General features: G+C 65.6%; 10 protein-coding genes. 2 read left to right on the top strand and 8 right to left on the bottom strand.

Annotated features, from left to right (window positions below):
* The first annotated feature begins 157 nt into the window (after nucleotides 1-157).
* Complete coding sequence (locus J7396_RS14305) at nucleotides 158-1,156, top strand: LacI family DNA-binding transcriptional regulator (protein ID WP_014090418.1); 999 nt, start codon at nucleotides 158-160, stop codon at nucleotides 1,154-1,156.
* 345 nt (nucleotides 1,157-1,501) lie between these two features.
* Here J7396_RS14305 and J7396_RS14300 read toward each other — a convergent pair whose 3' ends face one another.
* The 3 genes from J7396_RS14300 to J7396_RS14290 are packed head-to-tail and all read right to left on the bottom strand — an operon-like array spanning nucleotide 1,502 to nucleotide 6,666.
* Nucleotides 1,502-4,672 carry a multidrug efflux RND transporter permease subunit gene (locus J7396_RS14300; protein ID WP_011347809.1) on the bottom strand — a complete coding sequence of 1,057 codons (3,171 nt, stop codon included), beginning with the start codon at nucleotides 4,670-4,672 and terminating at the stop codon, nucleotides 1,502-1,504.
* A gap of 12 nt (nucleotides 4,673-4,684) precedes the next feature.
* Nucleotides 4,685-5,992, bottom strand: a complete 1,308-nt coding sequence (locus tag J7396_RS14295; RefSeq protein ID WP_011347808.1) for an efflux RND transporter periplasmic adaptor subunit — start codon at nucleotides 5,990-5,992, stop codon at nucleotides 4,685-4,687.
* 14 nt (nucleotides 5,993-6,006) lie between these two features.
* Entirely contained in the window at nucleotides 6,007-6,666 is a 660-nt protein-coding gene (locus J7396_RS14290; protein WP_008571360.1) for a TetR/AcrR family transcriptional regulator, read from the bottom strand.
* 277 nt (nucleotides 6,667-6,943) lie between these two features.
* Between J7396_RS14290 and J7396_RS14285 the strand changes: the two genes are divergently transcribed.
* The gene (locus J7396_RS14285; protein WP_209261626.1) at nucleotides 6,944-11,953 is read left to right on the top strand and encodes an NAD-glutamate dehydrogenase domain-containing protein; all 5,010 of its coding nucleotides are present in this window, start codon (nucleotides 6,944-6,946) and stop codon (nucleotides 11,951-11,953) included.
* Between the two features lie 229 nt (nucleotides 11,954-12,182).
* Here the strand turns inward: J7396_RS14285 and J7396_RS14280 are convergent, their stop codons facing one another.
* The 5 genes from J7396_RS14280 to J7396_RS14260 all read right to left on the bottom strand — a co-directional run bounded on the left by J7396_RS14280 (nucleotide 12,183) and on the right by J7396_RS14260 (nucleotide 21,735).
* Nucleotides 12,183-13,610, bottom strand: a complete 1,428-nt coding sequence (locus J7396_RS14280; protein WP_008571358.1) for a DHA2 family efflux MFS transporter permease subunit — start codon at nucleotides 13,608-13,610, stop codon at nucleotides 12,183-12,185.
* A gap of 479 nt (nucleotides 13,611-14,089) precedes the next feature.
* A complete protein-coding gene (locus J7396_RS14275) occupies nucleotides 14,090-15,076 on the bottom strand; it encodes an HD domain-containing phosphohydrolase (protein ID WP_008571357.1) in 987 nt (328 codons plus the stop codon).
* A 30-nt stretch (nucleotides 15,077-15,106) separates the two neighbouring features.
* Nucleotides 15,107-19,201: a CHASE domain-containing protein gene (locus J7396_RS14270; RefSeq protein WP_057681943.1), complete on the bottom strand. Its 4,095-nt coding sequence runs from the start codon at nucleotides 19,199-19,201 to the stop codon at nucleotides 15,107-15,109.
* A 143-nt stretch (nucleotides 19,202-19,344) separates the two neighbouring features.
* Nucleotides 19,345-20,649 carry a DUF445 family protein gene (locus tag J7396_RS14265; protein WP_011347805.1) on the bottom strand — a complete coding sequence of 435 codons (1,305 nt, stop codon included), beginning with the start codon at nucleotides 20,647-20,649 and terminating at the stop codon, nucleotides 19,345-19,347.
* A gap of 231 nt (nucleotides 20,650-20,880) precedes the next feature.
* Nucleotides 20,881-21,735: a hypothetical protein gene (locus tag J7396_RS14260; RefSeq protein ID WP_057681942.1), complete on the bottom strand. Its 855-nt coding sequence runs from the start codon at nucleotides 21,733-21,735 to the stop codon at nucleotides 20,881-20,883.
* Nucleotides 21,736-21,794 lie beyond the last annotated feature (59 nt).

The raw sequence follows: 21,794 nt of genomic DNA, 5'->3' as shown, positions 1-21,794 counted from the left end.
GGCTCCGGATGAGGTCGGGCTGGGAAGTATAGTGGGAACGTTCCCACGATCCAGGTCAATGTGCGGTGCACAAAAACGCTGTAGTGCTTTCGGGTTAGCATCAAGACCGACACCGCGCCTGGGTCAGGGTGCGCAAAATGGAGCGGGAACGGTCCCAGTGAGTATCAGCATCAATGACGTGGCCCGCGTGGCCGGAGTGTCCAAGTCCACGGTGTCGCGCGCGCTGGGCAGCGGCCCGGTCAGCGAGGAAGTGCGTGCCAAGGTGGAAGCGGCGGTGCGCCAGACCGGCTATCGGCCCAACCTGATGGCGCGGCGATTGCGATCCCAGCAATCCGGCATCCTGGGGGTGATCGTGGCCGACATCCGCAACCCGTACTTCACGGCGCTGATCCGTGCGGTGGAAGAGGTCGCCTACCGGGCCGGTATGCGCGTGACGCTGTGCAATACCGATGAAGATCCCGAGCGAGAGGCGCTATACCTGGAGTTGATGCAGGAAGAACGCATCACCGGGCTGATTTTTGCGCCGACCCGGGTCACGGTGGGGCGCATGCACGAGCTGGCGCTGGATTACCCCACCGTGCTGGTGGATCGCGCCGGCCCCGGCAGCCGCTACGACAGTGTGGTGCTGGATAACGGCGCGGCCATGGCCGAGCTGGTGGCGCATCTGCAGGCGCAGGGCTACCGGCGCATCGGCGGGCTGTTCGGCAGCACCAGCACCACGGCGGCCGAGCGCCGCGATGGTTACCTGGCCGCGATGCGCGCGCAGGGGCTGCAGCCGGATTACCGCGAAGTGGCGCCCACCGCCGAGGCGGCGATTGCCGAGTTGGGTGCATGGCTGGCCAACGACCAGCGGCCCGAGGCCATCGTGACCAGTAACAGCCTGCTGCTGATGGGCGCACTGAAGGCTGCACGCACCGCCGGCTTGCGCCTGCCACAGGATCTGGCCCTGGCCGGGTTCGACAACGAGCGCTGGACCGATCTGGTCGAGCCGGGCATCACTGTCGTCGAGCAGCCGGTGGAAGACATGGGCCGGGCGGCGATGTCGCTGCTGCTGGAACGGCTAAGCAATCCGCAATTGCCGATCCGCCGCATGGTCATGACCGGACGTTGCGTGGTGCGTGGGTCGACTGCTGCGCGTATGCCGGGCGTGGTGTAGAGCGGTGGCGAGAGTCTGTTGGGTGTGGTGGGTTTGACGGGAATGCGTTCGCGCCCGAGTGCGCTCCTACGAGGATGGCCGCCCGCCGTGGATTTCGGACCTGCGCGATGCCGGCGAACCGGAGGTGTCACTTGCCGTGATTGTTCAGGCCCCTTGCGCCGATCACTGCAACCTGCCGACATCGCCGCCTCGTAGGAGCGCACCTGGGCGCGACGGGCGTTTTCGGTAGTGCGTTCGCGCTCCGGTGCGCTCCTACAAGGGGCGGATTCGCAATGGTTTCCACCGATGCCGCACAAAAAAAGCCCCGGCAGTGCCGGGGCTTTTTGTTTGCAACGACTGACTGACTCAGCGATCCGGGCGGTGGGTTCCGCCATCGTTCTGCACGGCCAGATATTCCTTGGACTGCTCGTCCAGCTTGTCGCCCAGCATGCGGCGCACCACCACGAAGAACAGCGGGATGAAGATCACGCCGAGCACGGTGGCGAACACCATGCCGCCGATCACGCCGGTACCGATGGAGTGACGCGAGTTGGCGCCGGCACCGGTGGAGATGGCCAGCGGCAACACGCCCAGGATGAACGCGAACGAGGTCATCAGGATCGGGCGGAAGCGCAGGTGCGCCGCTTCCAGCGTGGCCTCGCGCAGGGTCTTGCCCGCCGCACGCTGCTCCACTGCAAATTCCACGATCAGGATCGCGTTCTTGGCCGCCAGACCAATCACCGTGATCATGCCGATCTTGAAGTACAGATCGTTCGGCAGGCCGCGCAGCATCGAGAAGGTGATCGCGCCCAGCACGCCGATCGGCACCACCAGCAGCACCGCTACCGGGATCGACCAGCTCTCGTAAAGCGCGGCCAGGCACAGGAACACCACCACCACCGACAGCGCCAGCAGCAGCGTGGCCGCATTACCGGCGATGATTTCCTGGTAGGACATGCCGCTCCAGTCGAAACCGAAGCCCGGCGGCAGATCGTTGTTGACGATATCTTCCATCGCGCTCATCGCCTGGCCGGAACTGCCGCCCGGAGCCGGGTTGCCGACGATGTTCACGGCCGAATAGCCGTTGTAGCGGTTCAGGGCCGGCGAGGCGTAGTTCCACTCGGCCTTGACCACGTTGCTCAGCGGGATCATGGCCGGCTGACCGTCGGCACCGGTGGCCGTGGCGCTGGGGGTAAAGAAGTTGCGCAGCGACTCGGGGCCGGCGCGGAACTGATCGTCGGCACGCATGTTGACGCGCTTGATGCGGCCCTCGGCGAAGTAGTCGTTGACGTACACCGGCGCCAGCATCAGCTGGATCGAGCTATAGATATCGCTGACATCCAGGCCCATCGATTGCGCCTGCACGCGGTCCACGTGCAACTGCAGCTGCGGCGAGTTTTCCAGGCCGTTCGGACGCACGCCGACCAGGGTGTCCTGCTTCTCCGCCGCCTTGCCGAGCACGATGTTGCGCGCATTGATCAGCGCTTCCTGGCCGGCACCGGAACGGTCCTGCAGCCACATGTCGAAGCCGCCGAACTGCCCCAGGCCCTGCACGGTGGGCAGGTTGACCACGAAGATCTGCGCGCCCTTGATGCCGTAGAAGGCGCCATTGAGTTGCTGGATCAACTGCTCGGCAGTGACGTCGCGTTCTTCCCACGGCTTGAGCCGGATGAAGCCCATACCGACGTTTTCGCCCGAGCCCAGGAAGCTGAAGCCGGCGATCTGCAGCATGCCTTCCACGGCCGGCTGCTTCTCCAGCACCGCACGCATTTGCGCGAACGCCTCGTTGGTGCGGATCTTGGTCGCGCCCGGCGGCAGCTGCACGATGGCCACGGCAAAGCCCTGGTCTTCTTCCGGCAGGAAGCTGCCCGGCATGCGCGTGAACAGGAAGCCGCACAGCACCACCAGCGCCACGAACGCGATCATCCATGGCGGCGAGCGCTTGAGGGTATGGCCCACCACGCCGACATAGCGATGCGCCAGCTTGTCGTAGTACTTGTCGAAGGTGCGGTAGACCCAGTTCTTCTTGGTCGAGTGGGTCGACTTGAGGAACGCGCCGCACAGCGCCGGGGTGAAGCTCAACGCCAGGAACGCAGAGAAACCCATCGACATGGCGATGGTCAACGCGAACTGCTTGTAGATCGCACCCGAGGCGCCGGGCTGCAGCGAGGAGGGGATGAACACCGCTGCCAGCACCACGGTGATGGCCACCACCGCGCCGGTGATCTGGGTCATCGCCTTCTGGGTGGCCGCCTTGGGCTCCAGGTGCTCCTCGCTCATGATGCGTTCGACGTTCTCGATCACCACGATCGCATCGTCCACCACGATGCCGATCGCCAGCACCATCGCAAACAGCGTCAACTGGTTGATGGTGAAGCCGATCATGTACATGCCGAAGAACGTGCCCAGCAGCGCGACCGGAATCACCAGCGTGGGAATCACGGTGGCGCGGAAGTTCTGCAGGAACAGCAGCATCACCAGGAACACCAGCACAATGGCTTCCACCAGCGTGTGGATCACTTCCTCGATGGAGATGCGCACGAAGGTGGTCGATTCGTACGGCGCAAACCAGGTCACGCCTTGCGGGAAGGTCGGCTGCAGTTCGTCGAGCTTGGCGCCCACCGCCTCGGACACGTTCAATGCATTGGCACCCGGCAACAGCTGGATACCGAAGGCGCCGGTGGGCTTGCCGTTGTACTGGGTGTCGAAGCCGTAGTTGCTCGGCCCGACGGTGACGCGTGCGACGTCTTTCAAACGCACGGTGGCGCCATTGTTGTCGGTACGCAGGATGATGTTTTCGAACTGCTCGGGCGAGCTGAAGCGGCCTTCCGCCGACACCGTGGCAGTGAAGCTGATGCCTTCCGGGGTCGGGTCGGCGCCCACCGAACCGGCAGCGAACTGCACGTTCTGGTTACGCACCGCGGTCAGCACCTGGGTTGCCGACAGGTTGTAGCCCTGCAGTTTCTCCGGGTTCAACCAGATGTTCATCGCGTACTCGGCGCCGAACTGGTTGGTGCTGCCCACGCCGGGCACGCGCGAGATCTGCTCGAGCACGCGCGAACCGACGATGTCGTTGAGCGCGTCGCGGTCGATCGAGGGGTTGTCCGAGCGCAGTGCGGCCACCATCAGGAAGCCGGCGTTGGCCTTGGCCACCACCACGCCCTGCTGGGTCACTTCCGAGGGCAGGCGCGGCGTGGCCAGCGACACCTTGTTCTGCACCTGCACCTGCGCGATATCCGCGTCGGTGCCGGTTTCGAAGGTCAGGGTGATGGTCACGCGGCCGTTGGCGGCCGAGGACGAGTTGAAGTACAGCAGGTGGTCGATACCGGTGAGCTGCTGTTCGATGACCTGGGTCACCGCCTTTTCGGCGGTGTCGGCGCTGGCGCCGGGGAAGTTGGCGGTGACGGTGACCTGCGGCGGGGCGATCGTCGGGTACGACTCGATACCCAGATTCAGGATCGAGATCACGCCCGCAAGCGAGATCAGGATCGCCACCACCCACGCAAAGACCGGGTGTTCGATAAAAAACTTAGGCATGTCCGGGTTCCGTCACTGCTGCTTGGACTGGGAGTCGGCCGGCTGCGCGGCCGCATCCTGCGTGGGCTGTTGCTGGGCGGCCGGCGCCGCTGCATCGGCCTTGTCGGCGGACGGTGCGGCTTTCGCGTCGCCGCCCTGTGCCGCGCCGGGCGCCGCGCCCGCTGCGCCGGGCTGGCCGCCTTGTGCCGGCTTGTTCGGATCCCACGGCACGCCCTTGGCCGGCTGCCCTTCCTTGGCCTTCTGCACGCCATCGACGATAACCTGATCGCCCGGGGTCATGCCGCCGGTGACGATCCACTGGCCCTTCTGCTGGCCGTCGACGGTCAGGTTCTTGCGGACCACCTTGCCGTCCTTGCCCAGCACCAGGGCGTAGGGTCCGGTGGCATCGCGCTGCACCGCCTGCTGCGGCAGCAGGTAGGCATTGTTGCGCTGGCCCAGGCTGGCCTTGAAGGTCACGAACGCGCCTGGCAGCAGCGATTGTTCAGGGTTGGGCAGGGTGGCGCGCAGCGACACCGCACCGGTGCTCGGGTCCACCGTCACCGCAGACACGTCCAGCGTGCCGGGGTGCTGGTACTGCGTGCCGTTGCCCAGCTCCACATTGATGGACGACTTGCCGTCGCCGCTCAGCTGCACGTTGCCGCTGCTCTGCGCCTGACGTAGGGCGGCCAGTTCTTCGCTGCTCATGGCGAAGTTCACGTACAGCGGGTCGATCTGGTCCACGGTGGTGAGCAGGGTGGCTTCACCGGCACCGACCAGTGCGCCTTCGGTCACGCGCTGAATGCCGGCGCGGCCGGTAATCGGCGAGGTCACGGTGGCGAAGCCGAGCTGGATGCGCGCAGCTTCGACCGCGCCGCGCGCCTGCTGCACGTTGGCCCCGGACGAACGCTCGTTGGCTTCGGCGGTGTCGATGTCGGCGCGCGAGACGTACTGCTGCGGCGCCAGGCTACGCGCACGCGTCGCGGCGATCTTGGCGTTGGTATAGGTCGCTTCGGCGGCGGCCAGCTGGCCCTGCGCCTGCAGCAGCGTGGCCTTCAGCTGCGAGGGGTCGATCTGGAACAGCGGCTGGCCCTCTTTGACGTTGGCGCCTTCGGTGTACAGGCGCTTGAGCACCACGCCGTCCACGCGCGCGCGCACGTCCGCCGAACGGTACGCCGACAGGCGGCCGACCAGGTCGCGTTCCAGCGGCAGCGTCTGCGGCTTCATCTCCAGCACCGAGACTTCCGGCGGCGGCGGTGCCTGCTGTTGTTCGGGCTTGCTGCAGGCAGCCAGCGCCACGGTGATGGCACAGGCCAGGCCGAATGTGCGGAGCGGGGCAATCATCAGGGGAAACTCCGTTAGGGTCTTGAAGTGAGAAGCGAAGGTGGCGGCGACGTCGGCGCGGCAGGAGCCGGAGCAAACGCACGCAGGAAGGTGTCCACGGCGAACTGCGCCCATTGCTGCCTGGCGGGAAGGCCGGCGCGATGGGGGACTTGAAACCGTTGGCGGTCGAAATCCAGCCCGACGATCATGCTCAGCAGCAGTTCGGCCATGAAGTGCGGATCGTCATGCCGCAGTTGGCCGGCGTCGATCGCCTGTTCGAAGCGATGCGCCAGGCGCTGCTGCATGCCGACCACGCCGTCGTGGAAGATCTGCTGCGACTGGTCGGGAAACCGGTGCGACTCGGCCTCCACCAGACGGCAGGTCTGTAGCACATCGGGGTTGTTCAAACGGTCAAGATGGGCCAGCGCGAAGGCCAGCAGATCTGCGCGGAGATCGCCCGAGACCGTGCCTAGCGGCCCGGCCGCAAGGTGCACGTGGTCCTGCAGCACGTCGCGCAGCAGGTTTTCCTTGCAGCCGTAGTAGCTGTACAGGGTCTGCTTGGAACAGCCGGCCCGCTCGGCCACCGCGTCCATGCTCAGCCGCATGCCACGCTCGGCAAGCAGCGCATGCACGGCCGCATGGATGCGGCGGTCGCAGTCCGAACGCCGGGCAGCACGGTGGGAACGAGGGATCATGGCGGTAGACTATACCGTCCAGTTTAGTTTTCAAACAGGCTTGACGGCGACGGCGCCGTCTGCACAACGCCTTCTGTGCCAAGCCTTTGGCCGGACTTTGCCGGTTGTGGCGGTCCAGCCCCGCCTTCCCGCCGCTGCGTTCTCGTCGCTACATGGATGTCGTGCTCTGCATGCCGCCTAGGGCGATCGTGGGCCGCACATTTGCGCTATGCAGCAAGGCGTCGTCACCGCGCCCCGGTACAATTCAGGTTTTCCACCGAGCATTCCAGCTCTACTCATGACAGCCAAGAAAGCCGCTTCGAAATCGTCCACGACGTCGGTCAAACCGGTCGCCGAACGTGCCGTCCCCGTGCTTGCCACCGAACCGCAGGCGGTTACCCTCGAGCCGGTGTTTGCCGCGTTGCGCAAGCGCTACCCGGCCGCCCGTCAGGCCGAAGTCCAGGCGTTCGCCGCCGACTTCTACCGGCGCATGGAGGAAGACGAATTCCCGAACCATCCACCGGAGCAGTGGGCGGCGCTGGCGTCGGACATGCTGGAGTTCGCGCGCGCGCGCAAGGCCGGCACGGTCAACGTGCGGGTGTTCAACCCGACCTTGAAGGGCCACGGCTACGAGTCGCCGCATACCCTGCTGCAGATCGTCAACGACGATATGCCGTTTCTGGTGGATTCGGTCAGCATGACCCTGGCCGACCTGGGCATCGGCGTGCACGTGCTGGGCCACCCGGTGCTGCGCATCGCACGCGACAAGTCCGGCAAGCTCACCGCAGTGGGCGAGGGCAAGGGCGAATCGTTGATGGTGCTGGAGATCGACCGCCAGCCGCCGGAAGAAATGCCCAAGCTGGAAGCGGCCGTGCGCAAGGTGCTGGCCGAGGTGCGCGCCATCGTGCAGGACTGGTCGGCGATGCGCGAGCGCATGGTCATGCTGGCCGACGATCTGGCGACCCGCCGCCTGCCGATCGACGACATCAACCGGCACGAGGCGCAGGAGTTCCTGCGCTGGGCCGCGGCCGACCACTTCACCTTCTTCGGCTACCGCGAGTATCGGGTGGAGAAGCAGGGTGGCCAGGATGTGCTGGCACCGCTGGAAGAGACCGGCCTGGGCCTGCTGCGCGGTCGCGACACCTCGCCGGCGCGTCCGGTGACCACGCTGGCCGCGCATGGCCTGAATGCCTCGTCCAAGCTCAAGGATGCGTTGATCCTGACCAAGACCAATGCACGCTCGCGCGTGCATCGGGTCGGTTACATGGATTACATCGGCATCCTGGAATTCGACGCCAAGGGCCGCATCGTCGGCGAGCAGCGCTTCCTGGGCCTGTTCACGTCCAGCGCCTACAACCGCCGCCCCTGGGAAATTCCGCTGGTGCGTCAGCGCCACGAATACGTGATGAGCAAATCGGGGCTGACCCCGAGCAGCCATAGCGGCAAGGCCTTGCGCCACATCCTGGAAACGCTGCCGCGCGAGGAGCTGTTCCAGTCCAACGAAGAAGAGCTGTACCGCACCGCGATGGGTATTCTCGGGCTGCAGGAGCGTGTGCGTAGCCGCCTGTTCCTGCGCCGCGACAAGTACGGGCGTTTCATCTCGGCGCTGGTGTACATCCCGCGCGAACGCTTCAACACCGATGTGCGCCTGCGCATCGAAGCCTTGTTGAAGGATGCGCTGCACGGCGAATACATCGACTCCAGCGTGGTGCTGGGCGAATCGCCGCTGGCGCAGCTGCACCTGATCGTGCGCCCCAAGAGCGGCGAGGCGCTGGAGTTCAACACCACCGAACTCGAATCGCGGCTGGCGCACCTGCTGCGCAACTGGCGCGATGCCCTGCGCGAGGCGTTGGTTGCGCGGCATGGCGAGGCCAACGGCCTGCGCATGGCGGCCAACTTCGGTCGCGCACTGCCGGCCGGCTATATCGAAGATTCCTCGATCGAATCGGCGGTGTCCGACGTCGAGCATCTCGCCTCGCTGGATGGCCCGGACGATCTGCATCTGAGCCTGCAGGAAATCCGTCGCGACGACGGCATGCGTCTGGACGCGGGCGAAGGCCTGCGCCTGAAGCTGTACCGCCAGCTCGACGACATTCCGCTGTCCGATGCGATGCCGATGATGGAAAACATGGGCCTGCGCGTGATTTCCGAGCGGCCATATCGGTTGCAGGTCGGCGAAACGCCGGTCTATATCCAGGATTTCGAGGTCGAATCGACGTCCGGCAAGATCAATGCCGCACACGCCGATGCCAGCTTCGGCGAAGCGTTCGAGCGCATCTGGAACGGCGATGCCGAAAACGACGGCTTCAATCGCCTGATCCTGGCGGCCGGCCTGCACTGGCGCCAGGTGGCCTTGCTGCGCGGCTACTGCAAATACCTGCTACAGACGGCGGTGCCGTTCTCGCAGGCCTACGTCGAAGCCACCTTCACCCGCTATCCGTTGCTGGCGCGCCTGCTGGTGGAATTGTTCGAAGCACGCTTCGATCCATCCACCGGCAGCGAGACCAAGGCGCAGATCTTCGCCGGCCAGGAACGCCTGCGCGAAGAACTGTCTGCGTTGGCAGGCGGCGACGAGGCCACGCTCAAGGCGCTGGACGCCGTGCTGGAAGCACGTGGCGGCGATCGCAACGCGCAGCAGGACGCCACCCGCGCCACCTTGCTCAAGCTGATGGACCGCGTCTCCAGCCTGGACGAGGACCGCATCCTGCGCAGCTTCATCGATGTGATCGATGCGACCTTGCGCACCAATTACTACCAGACCGACAAGAACGGCAAGCACCCCCACTGCATCAGCTTCAAGCTGGATTCGGCGCGCGTGCCGGACCTGCCCAAGCCGCGTCCGTATCGCGAAATTTTCGTCTACGGCCCGCGCGTGGAAGGCGTGCATCTGCGCTTCGGCGCGGTGGCGCGTGGCGGCCTGCGCTGGTCTGACCGGCGCGAGGATTTCCGCACCGAAGTGCTGGGCCTGGTCAAGGCGCAGATGGTGAAAAACACCGTCATCGTGCCGGTCGGTGCCAAGGGCGGTTTCTACGTCAAGCGATCGCCGGTGGGCGGTGACCGCGATGCCATCCAGGCAGAAGGCATCGCCTGCTACAAGCTCTTTATCCAGGGCCTGCTCGACATCACCGACAACATCGTCGGCGGCAAGATCGTGCCTCCGCCGCAGGTGGTGCGTCACGATCAGGACGACCCGTACCTGGTCGTTGCGGCCGACAAGGGCACCGCCACGTTCTCCGATATCGCCAATGGTCTGGCGCTGGACCACGGCTTCTGGCTGGGCGACGCGTTCGCCTCCGGCGGCTCGGTTGGCTACGACCACAAGGGCATGGGCATCACTGCGCGCGGCGCGTGGGAATCGGTCAAGCGCCACTTCCGCGCCATGGGCCGCGATTGCCAGAGCCAGGACTTCAGCGTGGTCGGTATCGGCGACATGTCCGGCGACGTGTTCGGCAACGGCATGCTGCTTTCAAGGCATATCCGCCTGCTGGCCGCGTTCGATCACCGCCACATCTTCCTGGACCCGAACCCGGATGCGGCGGTTTCCTTTGCCGAGCGCGATCGCCTCTTCAAGTTGCCGCGTTCCAGCTGGGCCGATTACGACGCCAAGCTGATCAGCGCCGGTGGCGGCATCTATCCGCGTACGCTCAAATCCATCGACATCAGTGCACCGGTGCGCGAAGCGCTGGGCCTGGACGCCAACGTCAAGCAGCTCTCGCCCAACGAGCTGATGAACGCCATCCTCAAGGCGCCGGTGGACCTGTTCTGGAACGGCGGTATCGGCACCTACGTCAAGGCGGCCAGCGAATCGCACGCCGATGTGGGCGACCGCGCCAACAACGGCCTGCGCGTCAACGGTGGCGAGTTGCGCTGCAAGGTGGTGGGCGAGGGCGGCAACCTGGGCCTGACCCAGCTGGGTCGTATCGAAGCGGCGCAGACCGGCGTGCTGCTCAACACCGACTTCATCGACAACTCGGCCGGCGTGGACACCTCCGATCACGAGGTCAACATCAAGATCCTGCTCAACGACATGGTGCAGGCCAAGAAGCTCACCTATGACGCGCGCAACAAGCTGCTGGCGTCGATGACCGATGAAGTGGCCGATCTGGTGCTGTGGGACAACTACCGGCAGAACCAGGCCATCAGCCTGATGGAGCGCATGAGCGTCAAGCGGCTCGGCTCCAAGCAGCATTTCATCCGCACGCTGGAACTGCAGGGCCTGCTGGATCGGCAGATCGAGTTCCTGCCCTCCGATGCCGAGCTGTCGGCACGCAAGGCGCGCGGCCAGGGCCTGACCCGGCCGGAGCTGTCGGTGTTGTTGTCGTACTCCAAGCTGGTGGCGTTCCAGCAGCTGCTGGAATCGGACATTCCCGAAGACCCGTACCTGTCCAAGGAATTGCAGCGCTACTTCCCGCAGCCGCTGCAGAAGAAGTACGCCGATGCGATGGAGCGTCACCGCCTCAAGCGCGAGATCATCGCCACCGCGGTCACCAACACCACCATCAATCGCATGGGCGCCACCTTCCTGATGCGCATGCAGGAAGACACCGGTCGCAGCATCGGCGAGGTTGCCAAGGCCTATACCATCAGCCGCGAAACGCTGGATGCGCGCGCGCTGTGGACGCAGATCGATGCGCTGGACGGCAAGGTGCCCGAGTCGGTGCAGATCGACGCGCTGGAAGTGATCTGGCGCCTGCAACGCTCGTTCGTGCGCTGGTTGCTGCTGCGCCCCGGCCAGATGCCCGGCATCACCGCGGCGGTGGAGCGTTACCACGGCCCGTTCAACGACATTCGCGTGGCGTCGGGCGTGCTGTCGGACGCGCAGCGCCCGCAGTACGAAGCCAGCGTGCAGGAGTGGCAGGACAAGGGCCTGACCCCGGCACTGGCGCAGCAGTTGTCCGAGCTGCGGTATCTGGAACCGGCCTTCGACATCATCGAAACCGCACGCACCCGCAAGCTCAAGCCGGTGGACGTTTCCAAGGTGCATTTCCGCCTGGGCGAAGCGCTGCGGCTGCCGTGGCTGTTCGAACAGATCGACGCACTGGAGGTCAACGGCCGCTGGCATGCCGTGGCACGTGGCGTGTTGCGCGACGAGCTGGCCGCGCATCAGCGTGCGCTGGTGGGCCAGGTGCTGACCATGTCCGGCAGCAGTGCCGAGGACAAGGTCGCCAACTGGATGGCGCGCGACGATTCCAGCCTGCGCTTCACCCTGGCCATGCTCGCCGACGTCGCCGAGCAGAAGACCCTGGACTACCCGACCGTGTCGGTGGCAGTGCAGCGGTTGGGCCAACTGGCTGCGCACGGGGTGTAAGTGGCCTAGTGCCGCGGTGGCGGAGCGAACGCTTCGCTATCGTGGTGGTCGCGACAGCGCCGTGATTGAGTCGATGCAGAGGCCGCCTCCGGGCGGCCTCTTGCGTGCAGGGCATGGTGCACGGCGTACGCCCACGTGTCCTGAGTGCGGCGCCCGCTGGATGTCCAGGCGCTATGTTGTGCGGCTCAAGTACAGGGCCAACACAGGCCGCCCTGCAGGCGGGCCCGGCTTACGCCCGATGCCCGCTCATTTCCTGCCCGGCATGCTTGTCGAAGCGTACGTGCCACCAGGTGGCGCTGAGCGAAATCAGGCTGACGATGCAAAAGGCCAGCGAGAAATCGCTCTGATGCGGCGTTGCGTGGCCGCCGGCCAGCATCGCCAGGTTGAGGATCATCGCGCCGGCACACACACCAACCGAGAGCATCAGTTGCTGCAAGGTCGTATACAGGCTGCTGGCGCGGCTCATGCGCGCGGCCGGCACGTTCTCGTAGGCGATGGTGTTGTAGGCGGCAAATTGAAACGACATGAAGGCGCCGCAGCACAGCAGCAGGCCGAACATCAATGCCGGCGGCCAATCGGGGCGGAAGAACGCGCACACCATATAGCCCAGGCTGGCGAGTACGCCGTTGCCGATCAGGCTGTTGCGATAGCCGAAACGACGTAGCAATTGCGGGGTGATGCTGCGCATTAGCAGTGCGCCGAGCGCGGTGGCCAGGATCAACCGGCCGCTATGCGCGGCGCTCATGCCGAAGCCGATCTGGAACAGCAGCGGCAACAGAAACGGCTGCGCGCCCTGGGTGATGCGCATCAATGCACCGCCGATCACCGACAACCGGAACGAGGCGATGCGCAACAAGCTCAGGTCCAGCAGCGGAGCGGGGTGGTGACGTGCGTGCCAGAGATAGCCCAACCCAGCGCTGCCGCCGATCGCCAGCAGCCAGCTGGCTTCGCCGATGCCGTTTTGCTGGCTGACCATTTCCAGGCCGAACAGCAGGCAGCCCAGTGCGGTACCGCACAGCACGAAGCCGCGCAGATCGAAACGCGCCGGCGTCGATTCGGTGGGAATCTCCGGAATGAAACGCCGCACCAGCAGGAAACCGGCAATACCGATCGGCACGTTGATGTAGAAGATCCAGCGCCAGTCCAGGTACGAGACGAAAAAACCGCCCAGCGGGGGGCCGAGCATCGGGCCGATGAAGGCCGGCACCAGTGTCCAGGCCATGGCCGACACCAGGTGGCGTCGTTCCACCGTGCGCAGCAGGATCAGCCGGCCCAGCGGGGCCATCATGGCGCCGCCCGCACCTTGCAACACACGTGCGGCGACCATGGTGGGCAAGCTGTCGGCCAGCGAACACAGGATCGAGCCACCGACGAATACCCAGATGGAGGCGCCGAACACGCGGCGCAGGCCGAAGCGGTCGGCGATGGCGCCACTGGCCGGGATCAGCACCGCCAGCGCCAGCAGGTAGCTGGTCATCGCGATGCTCATGGCTGGTGCCGCTACGCCGAAATCGCGCGCCAGGGTCGGCAGCGCGGTGGCCAGCACGGTGGCATCCATCTGCTCCATGAAGATGGCGCACGCCAGGATCAGCGAGATGATGCGGTAATCGGGATAACGCGGCGGCGTAGCGCCTGCCTCGGACACGCTGGAGGACATCGGACTCTCGGTTGCGGGGCCGCGCCGCCTGCGCGGCAGACGACAGCAGGAGCGGCCCGCGTCGCACGGTGTTGTGCGGCGCAACATAGGTATTGTCTGCTGGTGTGGGGCGGGGTTCAAGCGCACGTGGGTAACAGTGCGTGCTTGTGGATGCAGACGCGGCGTCTTGGTGGCGGGTGTTGGCGTGATGCAAAACGTGGCGGCTAACGCGGCTGGCGCTGACGTGAGCGCGCGATGGCGATGTGGGATGCGCGAAGTGATACATCGTGGGGTGGTTGTCCCCGAGCTGCCCGCACCCCCATCCGGCGCGACGCGCCACCTTCTCCCAGAGGGAGAAGAATCAAGATGCGGCACGCGGACAGTGATCGCGGCTGGGGAACGCCCCTCTCCTGCGGGAGAGGGGTTGGGGTGAGGGTAAGGCGAAAGACAGCCCACCTGACATCGCGAATGGGCGGTTGCCTGACCTGCCCGAATCAGCGCTAGGCCGCAGGGCTGTCCCAAGCGTCCTTGATCTGCAGAATCTGCGGCAACGCGTCGTGGAAATGCTGCACCAGGCGCGGTTCCAGTTGCTTGCCTGCCATGCTGTCGAGCTTGCGCAGGGCGTCTTCCACCGTCCAGGGCGCCTTGTAGGCGCGTCGTCCGCAGAGCGCATCGAAGACGTCGGCCACCGCCACGATGCGTGCCGATTCGGGAATCGCCTCGCCCGACAAGCCTTGCGGATACCCGCTGCCGTCCCAGCATTCGTGATGATGCAGCGCGATTTCCGCTGCCAACTGAAACACCGGACCGCGGCCGTGGCGCAACAGGTCATGGCCGGCTTGCGGGTGCTGGCGCACCACCGAGCGTTCGTGTTCGTCCAGCGAATCGGGCTTTTGCAGGATGCTGCCTGGCACTGCGATCTTGCCGGCGTCGTGCAACGGGGCGGCGTCCTGCAGGGTCTGCGCCTGCTGCGGCGACCAGCCCACCGCCTCGGCCAGGACACGCGCATACACCGCCATGCGCCAGATATGCGCGCCGGTGTCGGCGTCCTGGCCCTGGCCGGCGGTGCCGAGCAGATGGATCGCCTCGCGGTATTGCTGGGCAAGGCGTGCGTTTTCGGCCAGCTTCAACTGGGTACCGATGCGTGCCTTGAGCAGCGCAGGCGAGTAGGGCTTGCTGACGTAATCGGCCGCGCCCGCTTCCAGCCCGAGGCGTTCGTCGTGTTCGCTGTTGCGCGAGGTCACGAACAGGATGGGGATGGCGTTGCTGGACGGCTGCTGCTTGAGCGCGCGCGCCACCGCATAGCCGTCCATGTCGGGCAATTCGACATCCAGCAGGATCAGCTTTGGGGCGTGGCGGCTGACCGCATCCAGGGCTTCGCCGCCGGATTTGGCGAATACCAGCGCGAAGTCATCGCGCAGCAGCTGGCGCAGGGTGGCCAGGTTGCTGGACTCGTCGTCGACACAGAGCAGGGGGCGGGACGGCATGGTGATCCTTGCCAGACGCTCGGGGAGCGATCAGTGCGGGTGGGTGGCCTGCCACTCGCGCAACGTGGCTTCGGCGCGGCGGAAGTCGAAATCTTCGACCGCGCGTTGCAGGGCTTCCTGCAGTGCGCGCGGCAAGCGTGGCGCACAGATCAACAGCGCATGGTCGATCTGGTCGGCATCGTCGCTGGCAAAGGCCGATGTCAGGATCTGCACGCTGTCTGCATCCAACGCAACGCCCTCCTCGTCGGCGGCAACGTCGCTGTCGCCATGCTGCAAGAATGCCCGGATCGCGTCGGCGGTGCGCTGCATGACGTCCTTCAACGCAATCAGCGATGCGGTGATGTCGTGTCCTTCCTCGATACGCGTCTCCAGATCGCCGGCTGCACCGGCCAGGGCCGGCAGCGCGAGCGAGCCGGCCGCGCCGCGCAGCTTGTGCGCCATCGCGCCGATGGCCGGCAGTTCGTTGCGACGCAGATGCTCGGCGGCTACCTCAGCCGGGTCCGGGTTGTCGCGCAGCAGCTTGATCAGATAGCGCGCATAGGGTTCGCGCTCGCGCCACAGGCTGCGCGCGCGTGCGGCGTCCAGCAGTTCCGGGTCGCTGTATTCCCATTCGGGACCGGCGTGCGCCTGCGCCTCGTGCGGAAGCGATGGAATACGCCGTGTGCCCGGCTGCAAGAAATGACGAATGGCAGTGACCAGTTCTTCGACGTTGAATGGCTTGGCGATAAAGCCGTTCATGCCTGCTTCCAGCGCTTTTTCCTGCTGCGGGCGGAACGCGCCGGCGGTCAGCGCGATCACCGGCAGGCTGGCCAGGGCCGGGATCTGGCGTAACCGGCGCGTGGCCTCGTAACCGTCCACCACCGGCATCTGCACATCCATCAGCACCAGGTGGAACAGGTTGGGCGCGCGTTTGAGCGTACTCACCGCCTGTTCGCCATCGTGGGCGACGGTGACCATGGCGCCTTCGCCCTCCAGAATGCGCTGGGCGACTTCGCAATTGATGTCGCTGTCGTCGACCAGCAGCAGGTGGGCGCCCTCCAGGCGTCGCGCAACGAATGTCGGCGTGGCAGGGCGGGTACCCGGGCGTTGCTCGAGCAGCTGTTCCACCAGCCGGTGCAGGGCCGCGCCGGTCACCGGCTTGGTCATCACCGCATCCAGATCCTGCTGCTCGGGATGCTGCTCCAGCAGGCGGCGCTCGTAGGCGGTGACCATCACGATGACCGGATGCGGGCCGGGCGTGGCGCGTGCACGAATCTCGCGCGCGATGGCCACCCCGTCGATATCGGGCATGCGCCAGTCGAGCAGGAAAATATCGTAGGGCTCTGCAGCGTGTTCGATGGCCTGCAGTGCGGCCTGTCCGCTGGCCACCGCATCCACGCGCCAGCCAAGTTCGGTGGCGATGCGCACCAGGTTGTTGAGCGCTGCATCGTGGTCGTCGGCGATCAGCACGCGCGGCATCGCTTCCGGCGGCAAGGCCGGCAACTCGCGCTGTGCCTGCGGTGGCGCGGATTTTTCCAGCGTCACCACAAAATAGAATTCGCTGCCGCGGCCGGGCACGCTTTCCACTTCCAGTTCGCCGCCCATCAATTCGACCAGGCGCCGGCTAATGGTCAAACCCAGGCCGCTGCCGCCGTAACGCCGACTGGTGGACGTGTCGGCCTGCAGGAACGGCGAGAAGATCACGCTCTGCTTTTCCTTGGAAATACCGATGCCCGTGTCGCGGACCGAAAACAGCAGCTTGAACTTGTTGGGGTCGCCGCTGGGGAAGCGGCGTACCGACAGCACCACTTCGCCCTGTTCGGTGAACTTGATCGCATTGCCGACCAGGTTGACCAACACCTGGTTGATGCGCAGCGCATCGCCCAGCAGCCAACGGCTGTCGCGTGGCAGGGGTTCGACGATCATTTCCACCGGTTTGGCGCTGAGCGAGGAGCGCATCAGGTCGGCGATGTTATCGAACAGCTGGTTCAGATCGAACGGCGCGCATTCCAGGTCGATACGCCCGGCCTCGATCTTGGAAAAGTCCAGGATGTCGTTGATGATCTCCAGCAACGTGCGCGCGGAACGATCGATCTTGGCGACCATGTCCTGCGCGGCGCCGGGCAGTTCGCTGCGCTGAAGCAGGTACAGCATGCCCAGGATGGCGTTCATCGGCGTGCGGATTTCGTGGCTCATGTTGGCCAGAAAATCGGATTTGGACTGGTTGGCGCTCTTGGCCGCATCCATCGCCAGGCGCAGCTGTTTTTCGTGCAGCTTCTGCTCGGTGAGATCCACCGCCACGCCGAGATAGCCGATCACCTGGTCGTGGTCGTCGCGCAGGGTGCTCAAGGTCAGCAGCACCGGCAGGCGGCGCCCGTCATGGCTCACGTAGGTCCACTCGCTGGTGTCGCTGCGACCCAGGCTGGTGAGCGCGGCGATCGCCTCCAGCGTATGCGCCACCGGCGTACCGGTCTGTTCGGCCAGCATGTGCGCGCGCTCCTGCAGTTCCTCGGGCTCGACGAACTGGCTGGCCTTGCGTCGTCCGATCACTTCTGCCGCGCTGTAGCCCAACAGTTTTTCGGCGGCCGGATTGAACAGCGTGACGAAGCCGCTGGAATCGATGGCGATAATGGCGTAGCCGGCGTGTGCCAGGATCGCGCGTTGCAGCACCGAGAACTTCACCAGCTCGCTGGTGCGTTCGGCGACCTGGTGTTCGAGCGAGGCATTGAGGTCGATGATGCGTTGATGCGAGCGCACGCGGTCGGAGATGTCGCGGAAGAAATGCGAATGGCCGCTGAGCGTGCCTTCGCTTTCGATGATCGGCGCCTTGCTGGCCAGCACATGCACCTGATGCCCGTCGCGATGGCGCATGGTCTGCGCCGCCGATGCGTTGCCCGCCAGTGCCGCGTCGGCATGGTCGACCTCAGGCATCGCATACGGCTGCGGCGACAGCAGCATGGTCAGGTCCTGATCGATCGCCTCGTCGGCCGTGTAACCGAACATCGCCTCGGCGGCCGGATTCCAGTGCGTGATACGGCCATCCGGGGTTTCGGCAACGATGGCTTCGCTGGAATGGCTGACCAGCGCGGCCAGTTCCATCTGCTTGCGCAGCACTTCCTCGCGGCGCAGCCCATTGCTGAAATACAGCACCAGCAGGGCGGCAAACAGGACCGCGGCGGCCATCACCAGCCCGCCGATCAACCAGGGCGAACTCTGGTTGAGCGATGCGACGAAGCCGGCGGTGGGGTGGGCGGTGATGACCCAGGTGCGGCCGTAGATCGGCAACAGCCGCACCACCGGCGGACGCAGCGCACTGTCGCTGGCTGGCGTGCCGCTGCGATAGAAATTGTGGGTGGGCTCATTGCGGTCGGACAGATCCAGCGCCACGTCGTCGCGCTCACCCAATGCGCTTCGCACCATCTGCTCGACGCTGAAAGGCGCATACACCCAGCCGCTGGTGGCGAGCATGCGCTGTTGCGGGGTCTGCAACGGCATGCCTTCCCGATAGACCGCCAGCAGCACCAAAAAGCCGCTTTCGCTGGGAACGCGGTAACCGGAGAGCGAGATCGGCGAGGTCATGACCGGCTCGCCGCTGCGTGCGGCCTGCAGGGCGGCGGCACGCCGGCGCGGCTCGGAGGCGATATCGATGCCGAGCGGGCGGTTGCCCGAGGATTCCGGCTCGAAATACAGCACCATGTAACGCTCGCCATCCCATGGCGCCAACGGCCGGCGATGGATGTCCGGCGCACCGTCGGCACGCGCGGCCTGCAGAAACGCGGCTTCGTCGGCCGGGGCGACCCGATGGATGTAGCCGTAACCCAGCACCCCGGGAAACTCGCGCGGATAATCCCGCGAGCGGCTATACAAGGTGAAGCGTTCTCGACTGATGATGTCGCTGCCCGCGCCGATCACCGCACCGCGTGCGCCGCGCAAGCCATGCTCGAAGGTGGACATGCGCTCGCTGATGTTGCGCGCCAGCGTACGCACTACGTAGTCGAAGCGTTGCTGGCGCTCGAGCTCGTTCTGCCGTTGCAGCCACACGCCGGTGACGATGGCGGCAACCAGGCCGGCGCTCAGAATCAGCAGTGCACCAAAGAATGCGCGACGCCCGTATGTCCTGCGCAAATCCCAGCGGCCCTTCGGCATGTTCGTTCCTTCGCCTTGCCTGTTACGTGCCCAGAGTGCTGGCCGACCTGCGTCGACCTCGTGGTGCCGCCCGATATCCGGCGGCTGTGTGCAGTCCCCCAAGCCTGCACGTCATTTTCGGATGGGCGATCGACGTTCCCGCATCAAAACGACAGCCAGATCGACAACGCGTGAAGAATCAGTCCGATCAGTCCACCGACCAACGTTCCATTGAACCGAATGTATTGCAGATCGCGTCCCACCCCCAATTCCAATTGTTCGACGAGGTGACGTTCGTCCCAACTTTTCATCGTCGACGCAATATGGTCGGTGACCGATGTGCGCAAGCGCGCGGTGAGTTTGTCGGCGGCCTGCAACATATGTTGATTGAGCGCTTCACGCAGCGAGGGATCCTGCGACAAGGCCCGGCCGAGTGATTGCATGGAACGCTCCACGTGCGCGGCCATCGACGATTGTTCGCGCGCCAGGTCATTGCGCAGTGCGTCGCGGATTTCGCCCCACAGTCCTTGCACGTAATCCTGCAGTGCCGGGTGTTCGATGGCGCGTTGCTTGAGTTCTTCCACGCGCACGGCCATCTCCGGCTCGTCGCGCAAGCGCGTGATGTAGCCCTGCAGCCACGCTTCGTAGTCGAGCCTGATTGGATGCTCGGGCGTTTTGAGGATGTCCTGCAGTTCTTCGATCGCCGCACGCGCCATGCGGTCGGCCAGGCTGTCGCCGATCTCTTCGATCGGCTTGACCCAATTCACGGTGCCGACCAGCTTGGGCCATTCGCGGCGCGCGTAACGCACGATCAATGCAGACGCGCGCGTCTTGACCTGCTCCTGGTCCAGCCATTCGCCCAGCCGCAGCAGCACTTCATCCAGCAGCTTCTGGTGGCGGCCGTCGGTGGTGAGCAGGGCCATCACATCGCCGATGGTGGCGGCGGCGTTCCATTTGCGCAGGCGGTCGACCACGAAGCCTTGAATCGCGCGGCGGACGGCTGCCTCGTCGAGCAGTTCCAGCGCCTGCAGCATCCAGCCGCGCGTCATCTGCGCCAGCATGCGTGCCTGCTCTGGTTTGGCCAGCCAATCGCCCAGCCGGCTGGCGGGATCGAATACCCGCAGTTTTTCCATCAACGCATCCGGGGCGAGGAACTGGTCGCGCACGAACACTGCCAACCCGTCGGCCAGCCGTTCCTTGCCGCGCGGCAGGATGGCGGTGTGCGGGATCGGCAGGCCCATCGGGTGGCGGAACAGCGCCACCACCGCGAACCAGTCGGCCAATGCGCCCACCGTGGCCGCTTCGCAGAAGGCCGACACCCAGGCCCAGATGCCGTGTTCGCCCATCAGGTGGCTGATGACGAAGCCGGCGAACATCGCCAGCAACAAGGCCACCGCCAACAGCTTCATGCGCTGCAACTGGGCACGACGAGGATCGATCGGACGGGGAGTGCTGAGACTGGGTTCCATCGGTGAAGTGTACCCAGTCGTTTGACCAGGGCATGTCCACGGCAGGTGGCGCCATCGCGTGTGCAGGTTGTGGCCGCGTCTTGCGTGCCTTGTGCTCCAGCTGCGCCTGGGTTGGGGCGACCCAGCGGCTGTTGCTGTCGCGGGAGCGCACCTGGGCGCGACGGGCTTTATCGGGAATGCCTGTCGCACACAGGTGCGCTCCTACGTGCTGCTGTCGACTGTCGGGTGCACTCAGCCGCGCAGGCGTTCCAGCTGCGCCTGCAGTGCGGTCACCTTCGATTGCAGCGCGGCATTCTCGTTTTCCAGCTCGGTGACGCGGCGCTGCAGGGCCTTGATGTCGCGGCGTTCGGCTTCGCCACCTTCGGCCTCGTCGGCCTTGGGTTTGCGCTTGGCATCGCGTACACGCTTGGCGGCCTGTTTGAGTTCGGCCTTGCCGGCCTGCGCGGCGGCGCGTTGTTCGTCCTCCGACAGCGTGGCCACCGCAGCGGCGGCGCTGATCGAAATCTCGCCCGCCTTGACCGCCTGCACCACTTCCGGCGCGGCCTGCTTGTGGATGCGTTCGATCATCACCACCTGGTTGCTGCTCAGGCGCGCTTCGCGGGCCAGCTCGGCACGGCTGACCGGGGTAGAGGTTTCGTCCCACGGCGGGCTGTCGGTGTCGTCGGCGGTGTGCGTGCCGCTCTGCTCCAGACTAGTGTCCGGCTGGTCGCCGGCCACCGCCGGCCCTTCGGCAGCGGCGTCGGCGTCGCGCTGGCTGCGTTGGCGTGCGGCCAGGATCTCGCGCTTGCGCAACGCCAGTACGCCACGCTGGAAGTCGGACACGCTGCGCCGGCCCAGGTGCTGTTCGATCATCCACAGGTGCACGTCCTGCATGGACTGGAAGCGCGGGTTCTGCACCGTCTGGAACGGCAGCCCGTGTTTCTGGCAGATACCGTAGCGGTTGTGGCCATCCACCAGCACATCGCCCCACAGCACCAAGGCATCGCGGCAGCCTTCGGCCAGCAGGCTGCGTTCCAGCGCCTCGTGCTCGTCGGGCGTCAGCGGGTCGATATAGGCCTTGAGTTCTTCTTTGACAACGATGTTCATACGGCAACTGCTGGGATGCGGGGCGGGCATTGTAGTGAGCCGGCCCCGGCTTTGCGCGC

The sequence above is a fragment of the Xanthomonas sp. A1809 genome (assembly GCF_017746015.1).
In the GTDB taxonomy this organism is placed as follows: domain Bacteria; phylum Pseudomonadota; class Gammaproteobacteria; order Xanthomonadales; family Xanthomonadaceae; genus Xanthomonas; species Xanthomonas euvesicatoria.
Note: the sequence above shows the minus strand (reverse complement) of the source record. Positions and strands in the feature narration are given on the sequence as shown.

Coding starts and splice junctions, on each gene's coding strand:
- J7396_RS14300 (WP_011347809.1), bottom strand. CDS start 4,672: ATGCCTAAGTTTTTTATCGAACACCCGGTCTTTGCGTGGGTGGTGGCG.
- J7396_RS14295 (WP_011347808.1), bottom strand. CDS start 5,992: ATGATTGCCCCGCTCCGCACATTCGGCCTGGCCTGTGCCATCACCGTG.
- J7396_RS14290 (WP_008571360.1), bottom strand. CDS start 6,666: ATGATCCCTCGTTCCCACCGTGCTGCCCGGCGTTCGGACTGCGACCGC.
- J7396_RS14285 (WP_209261626.1), top strand. CDS start 6,944: ATGACAGCCAAGAAAGCCGCTTCGAAATCGTCCACGACGTCGGTCAAA.
- J7396_RS14280 (WP_008571358.1), bottom strand. CDS start 13,610: ATGTCCTCCAGCGTGTCCGAGGCAGGCGCTACGCCGCCGCGTTATCCC.
- J7396_RS14275 (WP_008571357.1), bottom strand. CDS start 15,076: ATGCCGTCCCGCCCCCTGCTCTGTGTCGACGACGAGTCCAGCAACCTG.
- J7396_RS14270 (WP_057681943.1), bottom strand. CDS start 19,201: ATGCCGAAGGGCCGCTGGGATTTGCGCAGGACATACGGGCGTCGCGCA.
- J7396_RS14265 (WP_011347805.1), bottom strand. CDS start 20,649: ATGGAACCCAGTCTCAGCACTCCCCGTCCGATCGATCCTCGTCGTGCC.
- J7396_RS14260 (WP_057681942.1), bottom strand. CDS start 21,735: ATGAACATCGTTGTCAAAGAAGAACTCAAGGCCTATATCGACCCGCTG.